General features: G+C 60.5%; 11 protein-coding genes. 3 read left to right on the forward strand and 8 right to left on the reverse strand.

The genetic code is table 11. The annotated features are described in order from the left end of the window. The first annotated feature begins 115 nt into the window (after positions 1 to 115). Together bioA and OHJ17_RS17420 are read left to right on the forward strand one after the other, a co-directional pair. The gene (gene bioA, locus OHJ17_RS17415) at positions 116 to 1,405 is read left to right on the forward strand and encodes an adenosylmethionine--8-amino-7-oxononanoate transaminase (protein ID WP_004223758.1); all 1,290 of its coding nucleotides are present in this window, start codon (positions 116 to 118) and stop codon (positions 1,403 to 1,405) included. Between the two features lie 70 nt (positions 1,406 to 1,475). Further along, positions 1,476 to 1,952: a kinase inhibitor gene (locus tag OHJ17_RS17420; protein WP_002895575.1), complete on the forward strand. Its 477-nt coding sequence runs from the start codon at positions 1,476 to 1,478 to the stop codon at positions 1,950 to 1,952. Between the two features lie 718 nt (positions 1,953 to 2,670). Here OHJ17_RS17420 and OHJ17_RS17425 read toward each other — a convergent pair. The 6 genes from OHJ17_RS17425 to hutI all read right to left on the reverse strand — a co-directional run bounded on the left by OHJ17_RS17425 (position 2,671) and on the right by hutI (position 10,565). Next, positions 2,671 to 4,053, reverse strand: coding sequence for an amino acid permease (locus OHJ17_RS17425; protein WP_004147672.1), 1,383 nt, complete (start codon positions 4,051 to 4,053; stop codon positions 2,671 to 2,673). 98 nt (positions 4,054 to 4,151) lie between these two features. Then, positions 4,152 to 5,678 carry a histidine ammonia-lyase gene (gene hutH, locus OHJ17_RS17430; protein ID WP_004147671.1) on the reverse strand — a complete coding sequence of 509 codons (1,527 nt, stop codon included), beginning with the start codon at positions 5,676 to 5,678 and terminating at the stop codon, positions 4,152 to 4,154. After that, positions 5,675 to 7,363 (reverse strand): urocanate hydratase, encoded by a 1,689-nt coding sequence (hutU, locus tag OHJ17_RS17435; protein WP_004191250.1) that lies wholly within the window; start codon positions 7,361 to 7,363, stop codon positions 5,675 to 5,677. The genes hutH and hutU overlap by 4 nt, the downstream gene beginning before the upstream one ends. A gap of 142 nt (positions 7,364 to 7,505) precedes the next feature. Then, positions 7,506 to 8,231 (reverse strand): histidine utilization repressor, encoded by a 726-nt coding sequence (locus tag OHJ17_RS17440; RefSeq protein WP_002895358.1) that lies wholly within the window; start codon positions 8,229 to 8,231, stop codon positions 7,506 to 7,508. Positions 8,232 to 8,292: 61 nt separating this feature from the next. Further along, positions 8,293 to 9,249: a formimidoylglutamase gene (hutG, locus tag OHJ17_RS17445; RefSeq protein ID WP_023316591.1), complete on the reverse strand. Its 957-nt coding sequence runs from the start codon at positions 9,247 to 9,249 to the stop codon at positions 8,293 to 8,295. Beyond that, a complete protein-coding gene (gene hutI, locus OHJ17_RS17450; protein WP_004153329.1) occupies positions 9,246 to 10,565 on the reverse strand; it encodes an imidazolonepropionase in 1,320 nt (439 codons plus the stop codon). The genes hutG and hutI overlap by 4 nt, the downstream gene beginning before the upstream one ends. Before the next feature lie 154 nt (positions 10,566 to 10,719). Between hutI and OHJ17_RS17455 the strand changes: the two genes are divergently transcribed. Next, positions 10,720 to 12,003: a putative acyl-CoA thioester hydrolase gene (locus OHJ17_RS17455; protein WP_032432823.1), complete on the forward strand. Its 1,284-nt coding sequence runs from the start codon at positions 10,720 to 10,722 to the stop codon at positions 12,001 to 12,003. Between the two features lie 272 nt (positions 12,004 to 12,275). Here OHJ17_RS17455 and OHJ17_RS17460 read toward each other — a convergent pair whose 3' ends face one another. Both OHJ17_RS17460 and OHJ17_RS17465 read right to left on the reverse strand, forming a co-directional pair. Beyond that, positions 12,276 to 14,963 carry a cation-transporting P-type ATPase gene (locus OHJ17_RS17460; protein WP_004179084.1) on the reverse strand — a complete coding sequence of 896 codons (2,688 nt, stop codon included), beginning with the start codon at positions 14,961 to 14,963 and terminating at the stop codon, positions 12,276 to 12,278. A gap of 51 nt (positions 14,964 to 15,014) precedes the next feature. Continuing rightward, positions 15,015 to 15,446, reverse strand: coding sequence for a universal stress protein (locus OHJ17_RS17465; protein WP_004183465.1), 432 nt, complete (start codon positions 15,444 to 15,446; stop codon positions 15,015 to 15,017). Between the last annotated feature and the right edge of the window lie 415 nt (positions 15,447 to 15,861).

Here is a 15,861-nt window from a genome sequence, read left to right on the forward strand (position 1 = left end):
TGTTCTCGCTTGCCGCCTCGATGCTGCGCGAAATATTTTGTGTACGTTTCATTGTAAGTAAGTTCAGTGTAGACTTGTAAACCTAAATGTTTTCAAAATGGTTTACAAGTCGCTTATGACACTGGACGATCTCGCTTTCGATCGGCGCCACATCTGGCACCCCTACACCTCTATGACTTCCCCCCTGCCGGTCTACCCGGTGGTGTCCGCCCACGGTTGCGAGCTGTCCCTCGCCGGCGGCGAACAGTTGGTTGACGGTATGTCTTCCTGGTGGGCGGCGATCCACGGCTACAATCACCCACGCCTCAATGCGGCGCTGAAGGGGCAAATTGACCAAATGTCGCACGTGATGTTCGGCGGGATCACCCATCCGCCGGCAGTTGCGCTATGCCGTCAGCTGGTGGCGATGACCCCGGCCTCGCTGGAGTGCGTTTTCCTCGCCGACTCCGGTTCAGTGGCGGTAGAGGTGGCGATGAAAATGGCGCTGCAGTACTGGCAGGCTAAAGGCGAACCACGTCGTCGTTTTCTGACCTTCCGCAACGGCTATCACGGGGATACCTTCGGAGCGATGTCGGTCTGCGATCCGCAGAACTCGATGCACAGCCTGTGGCAGGGCTACCTGCCGGATAACCTGTTCGCCCCCGCGCCGCAAAGCCGCTTTGACGGCGAGTGGGACGAGATGGATATGGTACCGTTTGCCCGCCTGATGGCCGCGCATCGTCACGAAATCGCCGCGGTGATCCTCGAACCTATCGTCCAGGGGGCGGGCGGCATGCGGATGTACCATCCGGAGTGGCTGAAGCGGGTGCGTAAAATGTGCGACCGGGAAGGGATACTGCTGATCGCCGATGAGATTGCCACCGGCTTTGGCCGCACCGGCAAGCTGTTCGCTTGTGAACACGCCGGGATTACCGCCGACATTCTGTGTCTGGGCAAAGCGCTGACCGGCGGCACCATGACCCTTTCCGCCGCCATCACCACCCGAACGGTTGCTGAAACCATTAGCAATGGCGAAGCCGGTTGCTTTATGCACGGCCCCACCTTTATGGGCAATCCGCTGGCCTGCGCGGTGGCCAGCGAAAGCCTGCGCCTGCTGGAGAGCGGCGAATGGCAGCCGCAGGTGGCGGCGATTGAAGCCCAGCTGCAGGCCGAGCTGGCCCCGGCGCGGGGATCTGCGCTGGTCGCGGACGTCCGCGTGCTGGGCGCTATTGGCGTGGTTGAAACCCGTCGCCCGGTCAACATGGCCACCCTGCAGCGCTTTTTCGTCGAGCAGGGAGTCTGGATCCGTCCGTTTGGCCGGCTGATTTATCTGATGCCGCCGTACATCATCACGCCCGAGCAGCTGACCCGCCTGACCCGTGCGGTCAACCAGGCAGTGCAGGACGAAACATTTTTTAGCGAATAAATAGCGGAATTGCGTCGTCGGGAAGGCTACACTTCTTTGTTAATCAGCGCATTATCAATGAGGATGAAGCATGAAACTGATCAGTCACGATCTCCAGGACGGCGGTAAGCTGCCTAATCGTCACGTCTTCAACGGCATGGGCTACGATGGCGACAATATTTCGCCGCATCTGATGTGGGATGATGTGCCCGCAGGAACCAAAAGCTTTGTGGTGACCTGCTACGATCCGGATGCGCCGACCGGCTCCGGCTGGTGGCACTGGGTGGTCGCTAACCTGCCGGCCGATACCCGCGTCCTGCCGCAAGGGGCCGGTTCCGGTCAGGCGGAGCTGCCGGAAGAGGCCGTTCAGACCCGCACCGATTTTGGTAAGGCAGGCTACGGCGGCGCGGCGCCGCCGAAGGGCGAAACCCACCGCTATATCTTCACCGTCCACGCCCTGGACGTCGAGAAAATTGAGGTGGATGCTGAGGCCAGCGGCGCGATGGTCGGCTTTAACGTCCATTTCCATTCCCTCGCCAGCGCCTCCATCACCGCCCTGTTCAGTTAATCTTCCCCGGATAGCGGCTTGCGCCTTATCCGGGGTACCCGCGGCGCCATTTGTTTTTCGGGTGGCGCTGCGCTTACCCGACCTACACTACCCCCAGGCCCATGCTAGCGCAGCGCCGCCGGGCGATTGCCGCGGGCACGGAGCCGCTTTTATGCCGGGCGGCGGCTAACGCCTTGCCCGGCCTACGGTGCGTGCGACCTGCCGTGAAGTTACCCACCAGTCCTGCTGAAACTGCCGGTGTTGCGGCCTCAACATCGCTGAGACGTTCCCGGAAGGCCGGGGCAGCCCGCATGGATGCGGGCTGAGGGCCGTGTTTTGCAAGGACGCTGCCTCGGCCCGACCCGAAGCCTGCAGGGATAAGTCGAAGGCACCACGCAGTGGCGATGTTGCTGGCCGAAGCCCGGGGGTACAGGGGGCGGCGGCGACTGGCCGCCCCCTGTGCGCTCCCTGCGCCATGAAAAACAGAGTGCAGAAAAAATAACCGGGAGCGCAAAGAACGCTGAAGTCACACGTGATACACGCTTTTGCCGGACTGAGAAAGTGGCAATCCGATAACAGAATCTACAATACACGTAGACCTACGCAAGCGCAGCGCCGCCGGGCGATTGCCGCGGGCACGGAGCCGCTTTTATGCCGGGCGGCGGCTGACGCCTTACCCGGCCTACGGTCCGTGCCATTTGTAGCCCCGGTAAGCGCAGCGCCACCGGGGAAATTGATCTTACTGTTCAGTGGCTACCTGCAGCGCCGTTTTACGCACCCGCGCATACCACACCACCGTCAGCAGCCCGAGCCAGACCAGGCCGGCGATCAGCGCCATCCGCGTTTCGGCAAACATCCCTAATACGGCGATGACCAGCCCCATAAACAGCAGCGTCAACAGCGGCGCAACCGGCCAGAACGGAATGGGAAAGGCGATCTGGCTGCGCTCTTCGGCAGACAAACCGCGGCGCATGGCAAAATGGGATAGCAGAATCATCAGCCACACCCATACCGTGGCGAATGCCGCCAGCGAAGCAATTAGCACAAATACCTGCTCGGGGATCAGATAGTTCAATACCACCGCCGCCAGCAGCGCGCCGCCCATGACCACCACCGTCATCCAGGGCACACCGTTGCTGGCGATGCGCTGGAAGCTTTTCGGCGCCAGCCCCTCTTTCGACATGCCGTACATCATGCGTCCGGCGCCAAAAATATCGCTGTTAATCGCCGAGATGCTGGCGCTGATCACAATGATGTTAAGGATGGTCGCCGCCGCCGGGATCCCCAGACCGTCGAAAATAAGCACAAACGGACTCCCCTGTTCGCCAAAGCTGTTCCACGGGAAGATCGCCATCAGCACCGCCAGGGTGCAGACGTAGAACAGGATAATGCGCAGCGGAATGGTATTGATGGCCTGCGGGATCACCTTCTTCGGATCCTTCGCTTCCGCGGCGGTGACGCCGATAATCTCCACCCCGCCGAAGGCGAACATCACGATGCCAAGCGAGGCGATAACGCCCTGCCAGCCGTTAGGGGCAAAGCCGCCGTGGCTCCAGAGGTTTTCCAGCCCGGTGGCTGGGAAGCTGTGGCCAAAGCCAAAGAAGATGATCCCCGCCCCCGCCAGCATCATGGCGATAATCGCCACCACCTTCACCAGAGACAGCCAGAACTCCATCTCGCCAAATACCCGCACGTTGCACAGGTTCATCGCGCCGATAAAGAAGATGATGCTGAGGATCCAGATCCAGCGCGGCACATCGGGGTACCACAACCCCATATAGATACCGAAGGCGGTGACGTCGGCCAGGGCGACGATCACCATTTCAAAGGTGTAGGTCCAGCCGGTAATAAACCCGGCCAGCGGCCCGAGATACTGGCGGGCATAGCTGCCGAAGGAGCCGGAAACCGGGTTGCGCACCGCCATCTCGCCCAGCGCGCGCATGACGATAAACACCGCCGCGCCGCCAATCAGATAGGCCAGCAGCACCGCCGGGCCCGCCGCTTTGATGGCTGAGGCCGAGCCATAGAACAGCCCGGTGCCGATAGCGGAGCCGAGCGCAATAAACCGAATGTGTCGGGCATTGAGCCCGCGCAGCAGATGTGGCTTGTGTTGTTGTTGCATATACAGGTGTCCTGATTTTTTTATATGACGACAAATATGCGATGTAGGGCGGTCGGGGGAATGACTTCCCCCGACGCGGGTACAGAGAACAACGGTGATTAATGCAGTACGGCAGGCAGCAGACGCGTCAGGTGACGGGCCGCCAGAAGCGCAATGGCGTTATCGATATCCGGGGCGAAGTAGCGATCCTGCGTATAGTGCGGCACGCGTTCGCGCAGCAAGTGACGCGCCTCTTCCAGCAGCGGACTGGTGGTCAGTCCTTCGCGCATATCCAGCCCCTGCGCCGCCGCCAGCCACTCAACGGCCAGCACCCCGCGGGTGTTCTCGGCCATCGCCCACAGGCGGCGACCGGCAGCCGGCGCCATGGAAACATGGTCTTCCTGGTTCGCGGAGGTGGGCAGGCTGTCAACGCTATGCGGGTGCGACAGCGCTTTGTTTTCACTGGCTAAGGCCGCCGCCGTGACCTGGGCAATCATAAACCCGGAGTTGACGCCGCCATTTTTGACGAGGAACGGCGGCAGCTGCGACATATGGCTGTCCATCATCAGCGCGATGCGGCGCTCGGAGAGCGAGCCGATTTCGGCGATCGCCAGCGCGATATTATCCGCGGCCATCGCCACCGGTTCGGCATGGAAGTTACCGCCGGAGATGACGTCATTTTCGGCGGCAAAGACCAGCGGGTTATCGGAGACCGCGTTGGCTTCAGCCAGCAGCACCTCAGCCGCCTGGCGGATCTGCGTCAGGCAGGCGCCCATCACCTGCGGCTGGCAGCGCAGGGAGTACGGGTCCTGCACCTTGCTGCAGTTATGGTGCGACTGCGAGATCGCGCTATCTTCGGTCAGCAGGTGGCGATACAGCGCCGCCGCATCAATCTGCCCGCGCTGGCCGCGCACTTCATGGATGCGCGCATCAAACGGACGACGTGAGCCCAGCGCCGCTTCGGTGGTTAACGCCCCGCAGACGACCGCGGAGGCGAACAGATCCTCGGCTTCGAACAGACCGCGCAGGGCAAAAGCGGTCGAGGCCTGGGTGCCGTTGAGTAGCGCCAGCCCCTCTTTCGCCGCCAGGGTAATCGGCTCCAGCCCCACCTGACGCAGCGCTTCGGTGGCCGGCAGCCATTCGCCGCCGCGTACCCGCGCTTTACCTTCTCCGAGCAGGGTCAGCGACATATGCGCCAGCGGCGCGAGGTCGCCGGAAGCGCCGACGGAGCCTTTGGCCGGGATCCACGGCGTCACGCCGGCATTCACCAGGCCAATCAGCGCCTGGATCACGCTCAGGCGGATCCCGGAGAAACCGCGGGACAGGCTGTTAATCTTCAGCACCATAATCAGCCGCGCCAGATCATCGTCCAGCGGCTCGCCAACGCCCGCCGCATGGGACAGCACCAGCGAACGCTGCAGGTTCTCCAGATCTTCCGTCGAGATACGGGTTTGCGCCAGCAGGCCAAAACCGGTGTTGATGCCGTAGGCGGTACGCCCTTCGGCAAGGATGGCGTTGACGCAGGCCACGCTCTCGTCAATGGCGGCAAACGCGCCGCTGTCGAGGGTAATATTTACCGGGTGGCTGTAAACGTCGCGGAGCTGCGACAGGCTGAGTTGACCCGGGATCAAAGTTAAAGATTTCATTTAGCGTTCCCCTGCGTTGCCGCCACCATCGGAAGATTCAGACCCTGTTCTGCTGCGCATTCAATGGCAATCTCATACCCCGCGTCGGCATGACGCATCACGCCGGTGGCCGGGTCGTTGTGCAGGACGCGGGCGATACGCGCCGCCGCTTCATCGGTACCATCGCAGACGATAACCATCCCGGAGTGTTGCGAGAAGCCCATGCCTACCCCGCCGCCGTGGTGCAGCGACACCCAGGTCGCGCCGCTGGCGGTATTGAGCAGGGCGTTGAGCAGCGGCCAGTCGGAGACCGCATCAGAACCATCGCGCATCGCTTCGGTTTCGCGGTTCGGGCTGGCGACGGAGCCGGAGTCAAGGTGATCCCGGCCAATGACGATCGGCGCGGAGACTTCGCCGCTGCGCACCATTTCGTTAAACGCCAGACCGAGCTTTTGCCGCCACTCCAGACCGACCCAGCAGATACGCGCCGGCAGTCCCTGGAAGCTGATGCGCTCGCGCGCCATATCCAGCCAGTGGTGCAGATGCTGATCATCTTTGATGATCTCTTTCACTTTCGCGTCGGTTTTGTAGATATCCTGCGGATCGCCGGACAGCGCTACCCAGCGGAACGGGCCGATACCGCGGCAGAACAGCGGGCGGATATAGGCCGGCACGAAGCCCGGGAAATCGAAGGCGTTGCTGACGCCCACTTCCTGCGCCATCTGGCGGATGTTGTTGCCGTAGTCGAAGGTTGGGACCCCCATCTCATGGAAGGCCAGCATCGCCTGCACGTGAGCGGCCATCGAGCGTTTCGCCGCCAGAATAGTGCCCTGCGGGTCGGATTCGGCTTTCTGCTGATACTCTTCCCAGCTCCAGCCTTTCGGCAGATAGCCATGCAGCGGGTCGTGGGCGCTGGTCTGGTCGGTGACCATATCCGGGCGCACGCCGCGCTTCACCAGCTCCGGTACGATCTCCGCGGCGTTGCCGCACAGCGCGATAGAGATGGCCCGCCCTTCGGCGGTGTATTTTTTGATGCGCGCCAGGGCGTCATCCAGCGAGGTCGCTTGCTCATCCACGTAGCGGGTACGCAGACGGAAATCGATGCGGCTCTGCTGACATTCGATGTTCAGCGAGCAGGCGCCGGCCAGCGTCGCGGCCAGCGGCTGCGCGCCGCCCATGCCGCCCAGACCGGCGGTTAATACCCAGCGGCCTTTCAGGCTGCCCTGGTAGTGCTGGCGACCGGCTTCGACGAAGGTTTCGTAGGTACCCTGCACGATGCCCTGGCTGCCGATGTAGATCCAGCTGCCGGCGGTCATCTGGCCGTACATCGCCAGCCCTTTGGCATCCAGCTCGTTAAAGTGTTCCCAGGTGGCCCAGTGCGGGACCAGGTTGGAGTTGGCGATCAGCACGCGCGGTGAGTTTTCATGGGTTTTGAATACGCCCACCGGCTTCCCGGACTGCACCAGCAGGGTTTCATCGCTCTCCAGGTTCTTCAGCGCCTTCACGATAGCGTCATAGCATTCCCAGTTGCGCGCTGCGCGACCAATACCGCCATAGACCACCAGCTCGTGCGGGTTTTCGGCGACATCGGGATCAAGATTATTCATTAACATACGCAGCGGGGCTTCGGTCAGCCAGCTCTTCGCGGTCAGCGTCGTGCCTCTTGGCGCACGGACGTCCAGCTGGCGATATTTGCTTTGCGACATCGGGGTTTCTCCTGACAATGAACGTTGTTTACGTAGATACATATACTTGTCTATACAAGCATGCGCAAGCCAGGATTTAACAGAAATGATACAATTTTGTTATATTGCGTCAGCAATCACGTTTTGCTGACGCCAGCGTGGATCAGGAGCCAAAGCGCCCCTGCAGACGATATCGGCTACCGGGGAACAGCAGGCGCGCGTGGGAGACGATGTGGGTTGTCGACCAGGTGCGACGACGGATCAGCAGGCACGGATCGTGGGCGTGAATATGCAGCAGCGCGCACTCTTCCGCCGTGGCCTGCACCGCTTCAACAATATGTTCACCTTCGGTTAACGGCGCGATCAGCGACAGGTAATCATGGGGCGTGGTGGCGGTGTAGTCCTGATGCAGATAGTCCGGGACCACTGCGGCATTGACGCAGCGATCTTCGATTTGCACCGGCACCTCGTTTTCGTAATGCACCATCAGCGAGTGAAAGATGCGGGTGCCTTCCGGGACGCTGAGCGCCGTCGCCTGAATATGATCCGCCCGGGTCTCCTCAAGCAGGAGTACCTCACAGCGGTGCTGATGGTGACGGGCGACAATTTCTGCGGCAATACTGCGCACCTCGAACAGCGCCGACTGCCCTTTCGGCTCGGCGACAAAGGTTCCCACCCCTTGCAACCTGACCAGCAGGCCTTCATCCGTCAGCTCGCGCAGCGCGCGATTGATGGTCATTCGGCTGAAGCCGAACTGGGCCACCAGCTCAGCTTCCGACGGGATACGGTCATGCGGTCGCCAGACGCCGCTGTGGATCTTTTCGCTGATCGCCTGCTTCACCTTTTCATAGAAAGGCGCGGGCGCGGAACGAGGTTGTTGTGCAAACATGGCCTGGCTTTCCTTATGCGTAATAAGCGGAGCGGCGAAACGAAAATAATAGCGCGGATCGCTAGCGCCACCAATGGGCGATTTGCCATGCCACACGGGCCGCCGCGCGAGCGCCCTGACCGTCAATGTCAAACAGCGGGTTAAACTCCACCAGATCCACCGCCTGCAGCTTACCGCTGCGGCACAGCGGCTCAACGATGCGCAGCAGCGTGGCCAGCGGCACGCCCAGCGCCGCCGGGGCCGACACCGCCGGCATTTCTCGCGCCGGCAGCACGTCGAGATCGATAGTCAGATACAGACGGTCGAATTGCGCGATATTGCGCTCAAGCTCCGGCAACACGCGAGTTTCGAAGGCTGTCAGCACCTCCAGATCTTCAACGATAGCCACCTGGCGGCGCGCCGCTTCATCCCATAGCGCCTGGGTGTTCGCCGCCCGGCTAACCCCGATGCAGGTATAGTGAAAACCGCGCTGCTGCGCGTCACACTCCAGCGCCAACTGGCGGAACGGCGTCCCGGAGCTGGCGCAGTCGGCAAAGCGCAGATCCAGATGCGCATCGAGATTAATAATGCCCACTTTTTCGCCCGGGAAGGCGTCCAGTACCCCAGCGCCGTGGCCGAAGGCCGTCTCGTGGCCGCCGCCCAGGACCAGCGTGCGTTTACCCGCCCGCTGACAGTCGGCCACCGCCTCGCGCAGCGCCTGATGCGCGGCTTCTAACTGCTCGCCGTCGACGCTGATGGTGCCCATATCCACGCAGCGGTCATGACCCTGATGGCTGGCCATATTGGCCAACGCCCGGCGCAGGGTCGCCGGGCCGTCCGCTGCCCCGGTACGCCCCTTGTTACGCCGAACCCCTTCGTCACAGGCGAAGCCGAGCAGCGCGATATCGCCGGGCATCTCCTGCGGCGCGAAGCGTTCCGCGCGGGCGATGGTCTGGAACAGGCGCAGCGCATTGGGCGCTTCCGCGCTGTCGTCGCGTCCCTGCCAGAGACTGGCGGGCGTAGCTTGCCACAGCATCATTGCAATTCTCCTTGAACAACGCGATGCCAGAGCGGACTGCGCCCCGGCTCATACACCATCTCGACGGGATGCTCAGCATCCCAGATGGCGAAGTTAGCGACAAAGCCCGGCGCCAGCTGGCCGTGGCTGGCCTGGCGCCCCAGCGCCCTCGCGGCATGGCGCGTCACGCCGGCCCACGCCTCCTCCGGCGTCAGGCCAAACTTGACGCAGGCCATGTTCATCGCCAGATGCAGGCTGGCGAAGGGGCTGGTGCCGGGGTTGAAATCGGTCGCCACCGCCATCGGCACCTGGTACTTGCGCAGCAGCTCGACCGGCGGTTTACGGGTTTCATTAAGGAAGTAGAACGCGCCGGGGAGCAGGGCTGCCACGGTGCCGCTTTCGCGCATCGCCGCCACGCCCTCTTCCGTCAGATACTCGATATGGTCGGCGGAAAGCCCATGATAGCGGCTCACCAGCTGCGCGCCGCCCAGCGATGAGAGCTGCTCAACGTGGCCTTTTACCGGAATGCCCAGCGCCTGCGCCGCCTGAAAGACGCGCTCAGTTTGCTGCGGGCTGAAGCCGACGTTTTCGCAGAAGACGTCAACGCTTTCAAACAGTCCCTCCTGCCACAGCGTCGGCAAAATGGTCTCGCAGACCAGCGTAATATAGCCGTCAGCATCGCCTTGATATTCCGGCGGCGTGGCGTGGGCGGAGAGCAGCGTCGCCGACAGTTCCACGCCATTATGATCGGCCAGTTGTCGGGCGACCCGCAGCATTTTGCGTTCGTTTGGCAGGTCGAGGCCGTAGCCGGATTTGATCTCCAGGGTGGTCACCCCTTCACGCAGCAGGCGTTCCAGACGCGGCTGGGCCAGCGCCAGTAGTTCAGCTTCGCTGCTGTCGCGCGTGGCGCGCACGGTGGAGTTAATGCCGCCGCCGCTGGCGCTGATGGTTTGATACGACACGCCGTTCAGCCGCTGCTCCCACTCCTGGGCCCGGCTGCCGCCGAAGACGAGATGGGTGTGGCAGTCGATTAATCCCGGCGTTACCAACCGGCCTTCAAGATCGATACTGCGCCCGCTGGGGACGTCATCTTCGGCGACAATCGCCGCGATGCGGCCGTCGCGCACCAGCAGCGCGTGGCGCTCCAGCAGGCCGTAAGGTTGAGCGTGATCGGGGTTCAGGGTGGCGAGACGCCCGTTTCGCCAGATAACGAGTTCGGAAGTGGCTTCAGTCATAGCGCTTAACTTGTCATGGGTTGTATAGACATTTATTTTCATAACGCCGGTAAAGTCAACAATAGCGCAGGGAAATGTTATTTTTTTGTGACTAAAGACCATCCGGCAGAGCTGCGCGTTGCGTAAAGACGGTAAGTTTTTCCGTCCACGTCTTCCCGTTTCGTTCAAGTTAGTATAAAACAGCAGGTTTTAAAGGACTTATACCCTGGCGTCTCAGCCGGGGTATTTCACTACGCTTAATTTTGCCCGGAGCAACATGAACACATATTCCGTTTCCCGTCTGGCGCTGGCGCTGGCCTTCGGCGTGACGCTGTCCGCCTGTAGCTCGACGCCTGCCGATCAACAGCCCTCAACGCAGACTGCACCGGGCACTACCGCGCGTCCCATACTCAACGCCGAAGAAGCGAAAAACTTCACGCCGGCGGCCTATTTCCAGTCGCTGGCTCCCAACGCCGCCGCCTGGACGCCGTCTGCCATCAGCCTGCCGGCGCAGCCTGACTTTATCGTCGGCCCTGCGGGAACCCAGGGCGTAACCCATACCACCATTCAGGCGGCGGTGGATGCGGCAATTGCCCGTCACTCTAACCGTCGTCTGTATATCGCGATTATGCCGGGCGAGTACCCTGGAACCGTCTACGTTCCGGCGGCGCCGGGCGCCCTGACCCTGTATGGTACTGGCGATAAGCCAATCGACGTGAAAATCAGCGAAGCCATTGATTCCGAGATGGATCGCAACGCCTGGCGTCGTCTGGTCAATCCAGGCGGTAAATATATGCCGGGTAAACCGGCGTGGTATATGTTCGACAGTTGCCAAAGCAAATCCGCGGCGACCGTCGGCGTAATGTGTTCCGCAGTCTTCTGGTCACAGAATAATGGTCTGCAGCTGCAGAACCTGACCATCGCCAACAACCTCGGCGACAGCGTTGACGCCGGTACCCACCAGGCGGTGGCATTGCGCAGCGATGGCGACCAGGTGCAGATCAATAAGGTCAATATTCTTGGCCGTCAGAACACCTTCTTCGTGACCAACAGCGGCGTGCAAAACCGTCTGCAGGACAACCGTCAGACCCGCACCCTGGTGACCAACAGCTACATTGAAGGCGATGTGGATATCGTTTCCGGCCGCGGCGCGGTGGTGTTTGATAACACCGATTTCCGCGTGGTGAATTCCCGTACCCAGAAAGAGGCCTACGTCTTCGCGCCGGCTACTCTGAAGAGCGTGACCTACGGCTTCCTGGCGACCAACAGCCGCTTCACCGCCTCCGGGGATAACGTCGCGCAGCTCGGCCGCGCGCTGGATGTCGATGGCAACAGCAACGGCCAGGTGGTGATCCGCGACAGCGCTATCAATGAAGGCTTTAATATTGCCCAGCCGTGGGCGGCGGCGGTAGGCTCCGGCCGCCCGTTCAGCGGCAACACCGGCAGCGCCGATGACAAAGGCAATCTGCAGCGCAACCTCAACGACAACGGCTTCAACCGCATGTGGGAGTACAATAACCGCGGCGTGGGAAGCACCGTGGTCGCCGAGCCGAAACAGTAAAGCGCAACAAGCGTGAACCATAATAAAAGAGAGGGCGATGCCCTCTCTCAAACTGCTGACAATGTGCAATCTTCAGGAATTGCCCGGCGGCGCTGCGCTTGCGCGGGCCTACAGATAACTGCATAACGGTTTGATATTGAAGTCTTTCGTAGGCCGGGTAAGGCGAAAGCCGCCACCCGGCAGAAATGCGAGCACAATGACGAAACAGGTTTGTCGTCAGCCAGAGAGGGGGCATGCCCCCTCTTTTCTTTTTCGTTCAGCGCTTCACGCCGTCAGGCGGAACGCCATTTGCGGGTCAGCGGTTTTTCCAGTTCCACGATCAGGAACATGGCGAAGCCGATGATAAAGGTGATCACCCAGTAGCGGAACGGCAGCCCGGTGGTGCCGAACAGCATCTGCATAAAAGGCGCGTAGATAATCAGCAGCTGCAGCAGCAGCAGTACGCCGCTGACGATCCAGATCCCTTTGTTGGCCAGCAGACCTTTGGTTAACGAGAATCCATCCGATACGCGGCAGTTCAGCATATAGAACCACTGGGCGGTGACCAGAGTCTGCAACAGCACGGTACGGATAAACTCCGGCGAATAGCCGCGCGGCTGCAGCCAGGCTTCGAGAATAAAGGCGCTGACCGCAATCATTGACCCCACAAACGCTACGCGCCAGATGGCAAAGCCGTCCATCACGTGAATTTTCGGATCGCGCGGCGGCCGCCGCATAATATTTTTCTCACCGGCTTCAAACGCCAGGCCAAACGACAGCGTGGCGGAGGTGGCCATGTTCATCCACAGGATCAACACCGGCGTGAGCGGCAGTACGTTGCCCGCCAGCAGCGCGATCACGATCAGTAACCCCTGGGCAAGGTTGGTCGGCATGACGAAGAGAATGGTTTTCTTCAGGTTGTCATACACCCGGCGCCCCTCGCGGACTGCGCTGGCGATGGTGGCGAAGTTATCATCGGTCAGCACCATATCGGCGGCCTCCTTGGTCACCTCGGTCCCCTTGATCCCCATCGCCACGCCGACGTCAGCCTGCTTCAACGCCGGGGCATCGTTCACCCCATCGCCGGTCATTCCGACAATTTCTTTCTTACTCTGCAGAGCCTGCACCAGGCGGAACTTATCTTCCGGGCTGGTGCGGGCGAAGATATCAAACTGCTGCGCGGCTACGCTCAGCTGCGCGTCGTCCATCACCTCCAGCTCGCGTCCGGTAATGGCATTTCCCGCATTGCCAATCCCCAGCATCTTGCCGATGCTCATCGCCGTTTGCGGGTGGTCGCCGGTGATCATCTTCACGCGGATCCCGGCCTGCAGGCAGTCGGCAATCGCCGTGATGGCCTCCGGACGCGGCGGATCCATCATCCCGGCGACCCCTAGCAAAATCACCCCTTGCTGCAGATCCTGATGGGTCAGTTCGGTCTGGCCTGCGGCAGCCGGCTTCCAGGCTGCGGCCACCATCCGTAGCCCTTCCCGGGCGTACTCTTCAATTTTGCCTTCCCAGTACGGGAGATCCAGCGGCTGCAATCCGCTGTCGCTCTGCTGATACTGGCACAGGCGGAACAGGACATCCGGCGCGCCAGTGACCAGCACGACCTCCTCTTCACCCAGCCGGTAGAGGGTCGACATGTATTTATATTGCGAATCAAAAGGAATTTTACTGCGCAGTTCGCTGGTCAGCGGCGGCAGAGTGACCTTCGCCGCCAGCACCTTCAGCGCCCCCTCGGTCGGGCCGCCGGTGATTTTCCACAGCCCGCTCTCCTCTTTGATAAGCTGGCTGTCGTTACACAGATCGATGGTGCGCAGATAGCGCTCGAACAGCGAGCCGGGCGCGATCGTGACCGGCGTCGGATCGTCAATGGCGTGGATCTTACCGACCGGCTCATAGCTATCCCCTTCCACCCGATAGACGCTGTCGGCAGTGATCACCGCCTTCACCGTCATTTCGTTCATGGTCAGGGTCCCGGTTTTATCCGAGCAGATAACCGTCATCGCGCCGAGGGTTTCCACCGTCGGCAGCTTGCGGATAATCGCTTTCTGACGGGCCATCGCCTGTACGCCGAGCGACAGAATAATCGAGATAATCGCCGGCAACCCTTCCGGGACCGATGCCACCGCGAGGCTAATCAACGACAGCATCAGTTCGGAGACCGGCATATCGCGGAACAGCAGGCTAAAGACGAACAGCGCCGCCATCATCACCAGAATAAGGATAAAGATGGCTTTGCCCAGCTTGTCCATTTGCACCAGCAGCGGCGTGCGGTGTTTCTCAATGCCCGCCATCATTTGGTTGATATGGCCCAGCTCGGTATCGCCGCCGGTGGCCACCACGATCCCTTTTCCCGCCCCTGAGCTAACGGTGGTCCCGGAAAACAACAGGTTGCTGCGATCGCCGAGCGGTAAATCGCCGCTTAGCGGCTCGGTGGTTTTTTCCACCACCGTCGACTCGCCGGTGAGGATCGCCTCTTCCACCCGCAGGTTGTGCGCCTCAATCACCCGTAGATCGGCGGGGATACGGTCGCCGGCGCGGATCACCACGATATCGCCAGGTACCAGCGAGGTGGTGGGGATGGTTTCATGGTTGCCCTGACGGATCGCCACCGCCTCGCTGGACAGCATATTGCGGATACTCTGCAGCGATTTTTCCGCATTACTCTCTTGAATGAAGCCGATCAGCGCATTGACCACCGCCACGGCGAGGATCACCGCCATGTCGATCCAATGGCCCATCACCGCCTTGAGCAACGCTGCCGCCAGCAGGACATAGATCAGCACATCGTTAAAATGCGCAATAAAACGCAGCCAGGCGGGTTTACCCGGCTTCTGCGGCAGGGCGTTTTCGCCATACTGCTGCAGGCGCGTAGCCGCCTCTGTTCCGCTAATCCCTTCCGGCGAACTCTGCACGCTGGCGAGAGTCTCCTCGACGGAGCGCTGATAATAGGGCGCCCCCGGTTTATCTGTATTCATACTCTTTCCCTCGATTTCTGAAGCGGAAGTCAGGGCGACATCCCGCCATCATCAGCGCACAACGAACACTGGTACATGGGCATAGCGCACGATATTGGCCGCTTCCGAGCCCAGCAGATGAGTCTGGATCCCCGGATTGCGCGAACCGACAATCACCACATCCGCTTTCAGCTCATCGGCCAGGGCAATCACTTGATCGCGAACATTGCCACTGCGCACATAAAGATGGCTGGCGTCTTCCGCAAGCCCATTTTTCTTCACCAGCTCGCTCAGCTTTTCCTTAGCGGTATTAAGCAAATGGTCTTCCATCTTTCGGGCATCAGAGATAAATCCGCGGGTTAATACAGGAGAAAAGGCCGGAATAACATGGATAAGATGAATTTGCCCGGCAGAATGTTGGGCGAGGAATTTCGCATGAGAGAGCGCTTTGTCGGCCAGGCCTGCATCAAACACGTCAACGGGAACAACGATATTTTTATACATGAGATAATCCTTTTATTACCAATACAATGCGTAGTGATGAATAGCCCCTTACTTGGGGAGGAACGAAATCTCAACAACAGAAGCGGCGAGCGGAATAGATGTTATTAAACGTAGCACAGGAAAATTAACATTAGAAAATGGCGGATTAATAGACTGAAAAATATTATAAAAACCGCATATTCTCTGCGGATCTCCTGCGCTTTCCCCTCAATGCCGCCAACGCTCGCGGCATTCTCTTTTTTAACACTTCATATTTTCTCCGACTATGCTGATTACAAGCAGGCATGCCGCTCCGAATGTCCGGTGGTCACAGTGGGGGCCGAATTAAATGACATTCACGGTTCGGGTGGGAGTAAAGGGAGGAAATTATGTTGGGTTATAGCCTGTTACGCCTGGGTTTGTTTGTCGCGCTGGC

Origin of the sequence: Klebsiella sp. KP20-425-1 (genome assembly GCF_025813515.1) — a bacterium.
GTDB lineage: Bacteria > Pseudomonadota > Gammaproteobacteria > Enterobacterales > Enterobacteriaceae > Klebsiella > Klebsiella pneumoniae.

Bases quoted from the DNA above. Each gene is read 5' to 3' on its own strand.
- bioA (WP_004223758.1), top strand. From the start codon at position 116: ATGACACTGGACGATCTCGCTTTCGATCGGCGCCACATCTGGCACCCC.
- OHJ17_RS17420 (WP_002895575.1), top strand. From the start codon at position 1,476: ATGAAACTGATCAGTCACGATCTCCAGGACGGCGGTAAGCTGCCTAAT.
- OHJ17_RS17425 (WP_004147672.1), bottom strand. From the start codon at position 4,053: ATGCAACAACAACACAAGCCACATCTGCTGCGCGGGCTCAATGCCCGA.
- hutH (WP_004147671.1), bottom strand. From the start codon at position 5,678: ATGAAATCTTTAACTTTGATCCCGGGTCAACTCAGCCTGTCGCAGCTC.
- hutU (WP_004191250.1), bottom strand. From the start codon at position 7,363: ATGTCGCAAAGCAAATATCGCCAGCTGGACGTCCGTGCGCCAAGAGGC.
- OHJ17_RS17440 (WP_002895358.1), bottom strand. From the start codon at position 8,231: ATGTTTGCACAACAACCTCGTTCCGCGCCCGCGCCTTTCTATGAAAAG.
- hutG (WP_023316591.1), bottom strand. From the start codon at position 9,249: ATGATGCTGTGGCAAGCTACGCCCGCCAGTCTCTGGCAGGGACGCGAC.
- hutI (WP_004153329.1), bottom strand. From the start codon at position 10,565: ATGGTCTTTAGTCACAAAAAAATAACATTTCCCTGCGCTATTGTTGAC.
- OHJ17_RS17455 (WP_032432823.1), top strand. From the start codon at position 10,720: ATGAACACATATTCCGTTTCCCGTCTGGCGCTGGCGCTGGCCTTCGGC.
- OHJ17_RS17460 (WP_004179084.1), bottom strand. From the start codon at position 14,963: ATGAATACAGATAAACCGGGGGCGCCCTATTATCAGCGCTCCGTCGAG.
- OHJ17_RS17465 (WP_004183465.1), bottom strand. From the start codon at position 15,446: ATGTATAAAAATATCGTTGTTCCCGTTGACGTGTTTGATGCAGGCCTG.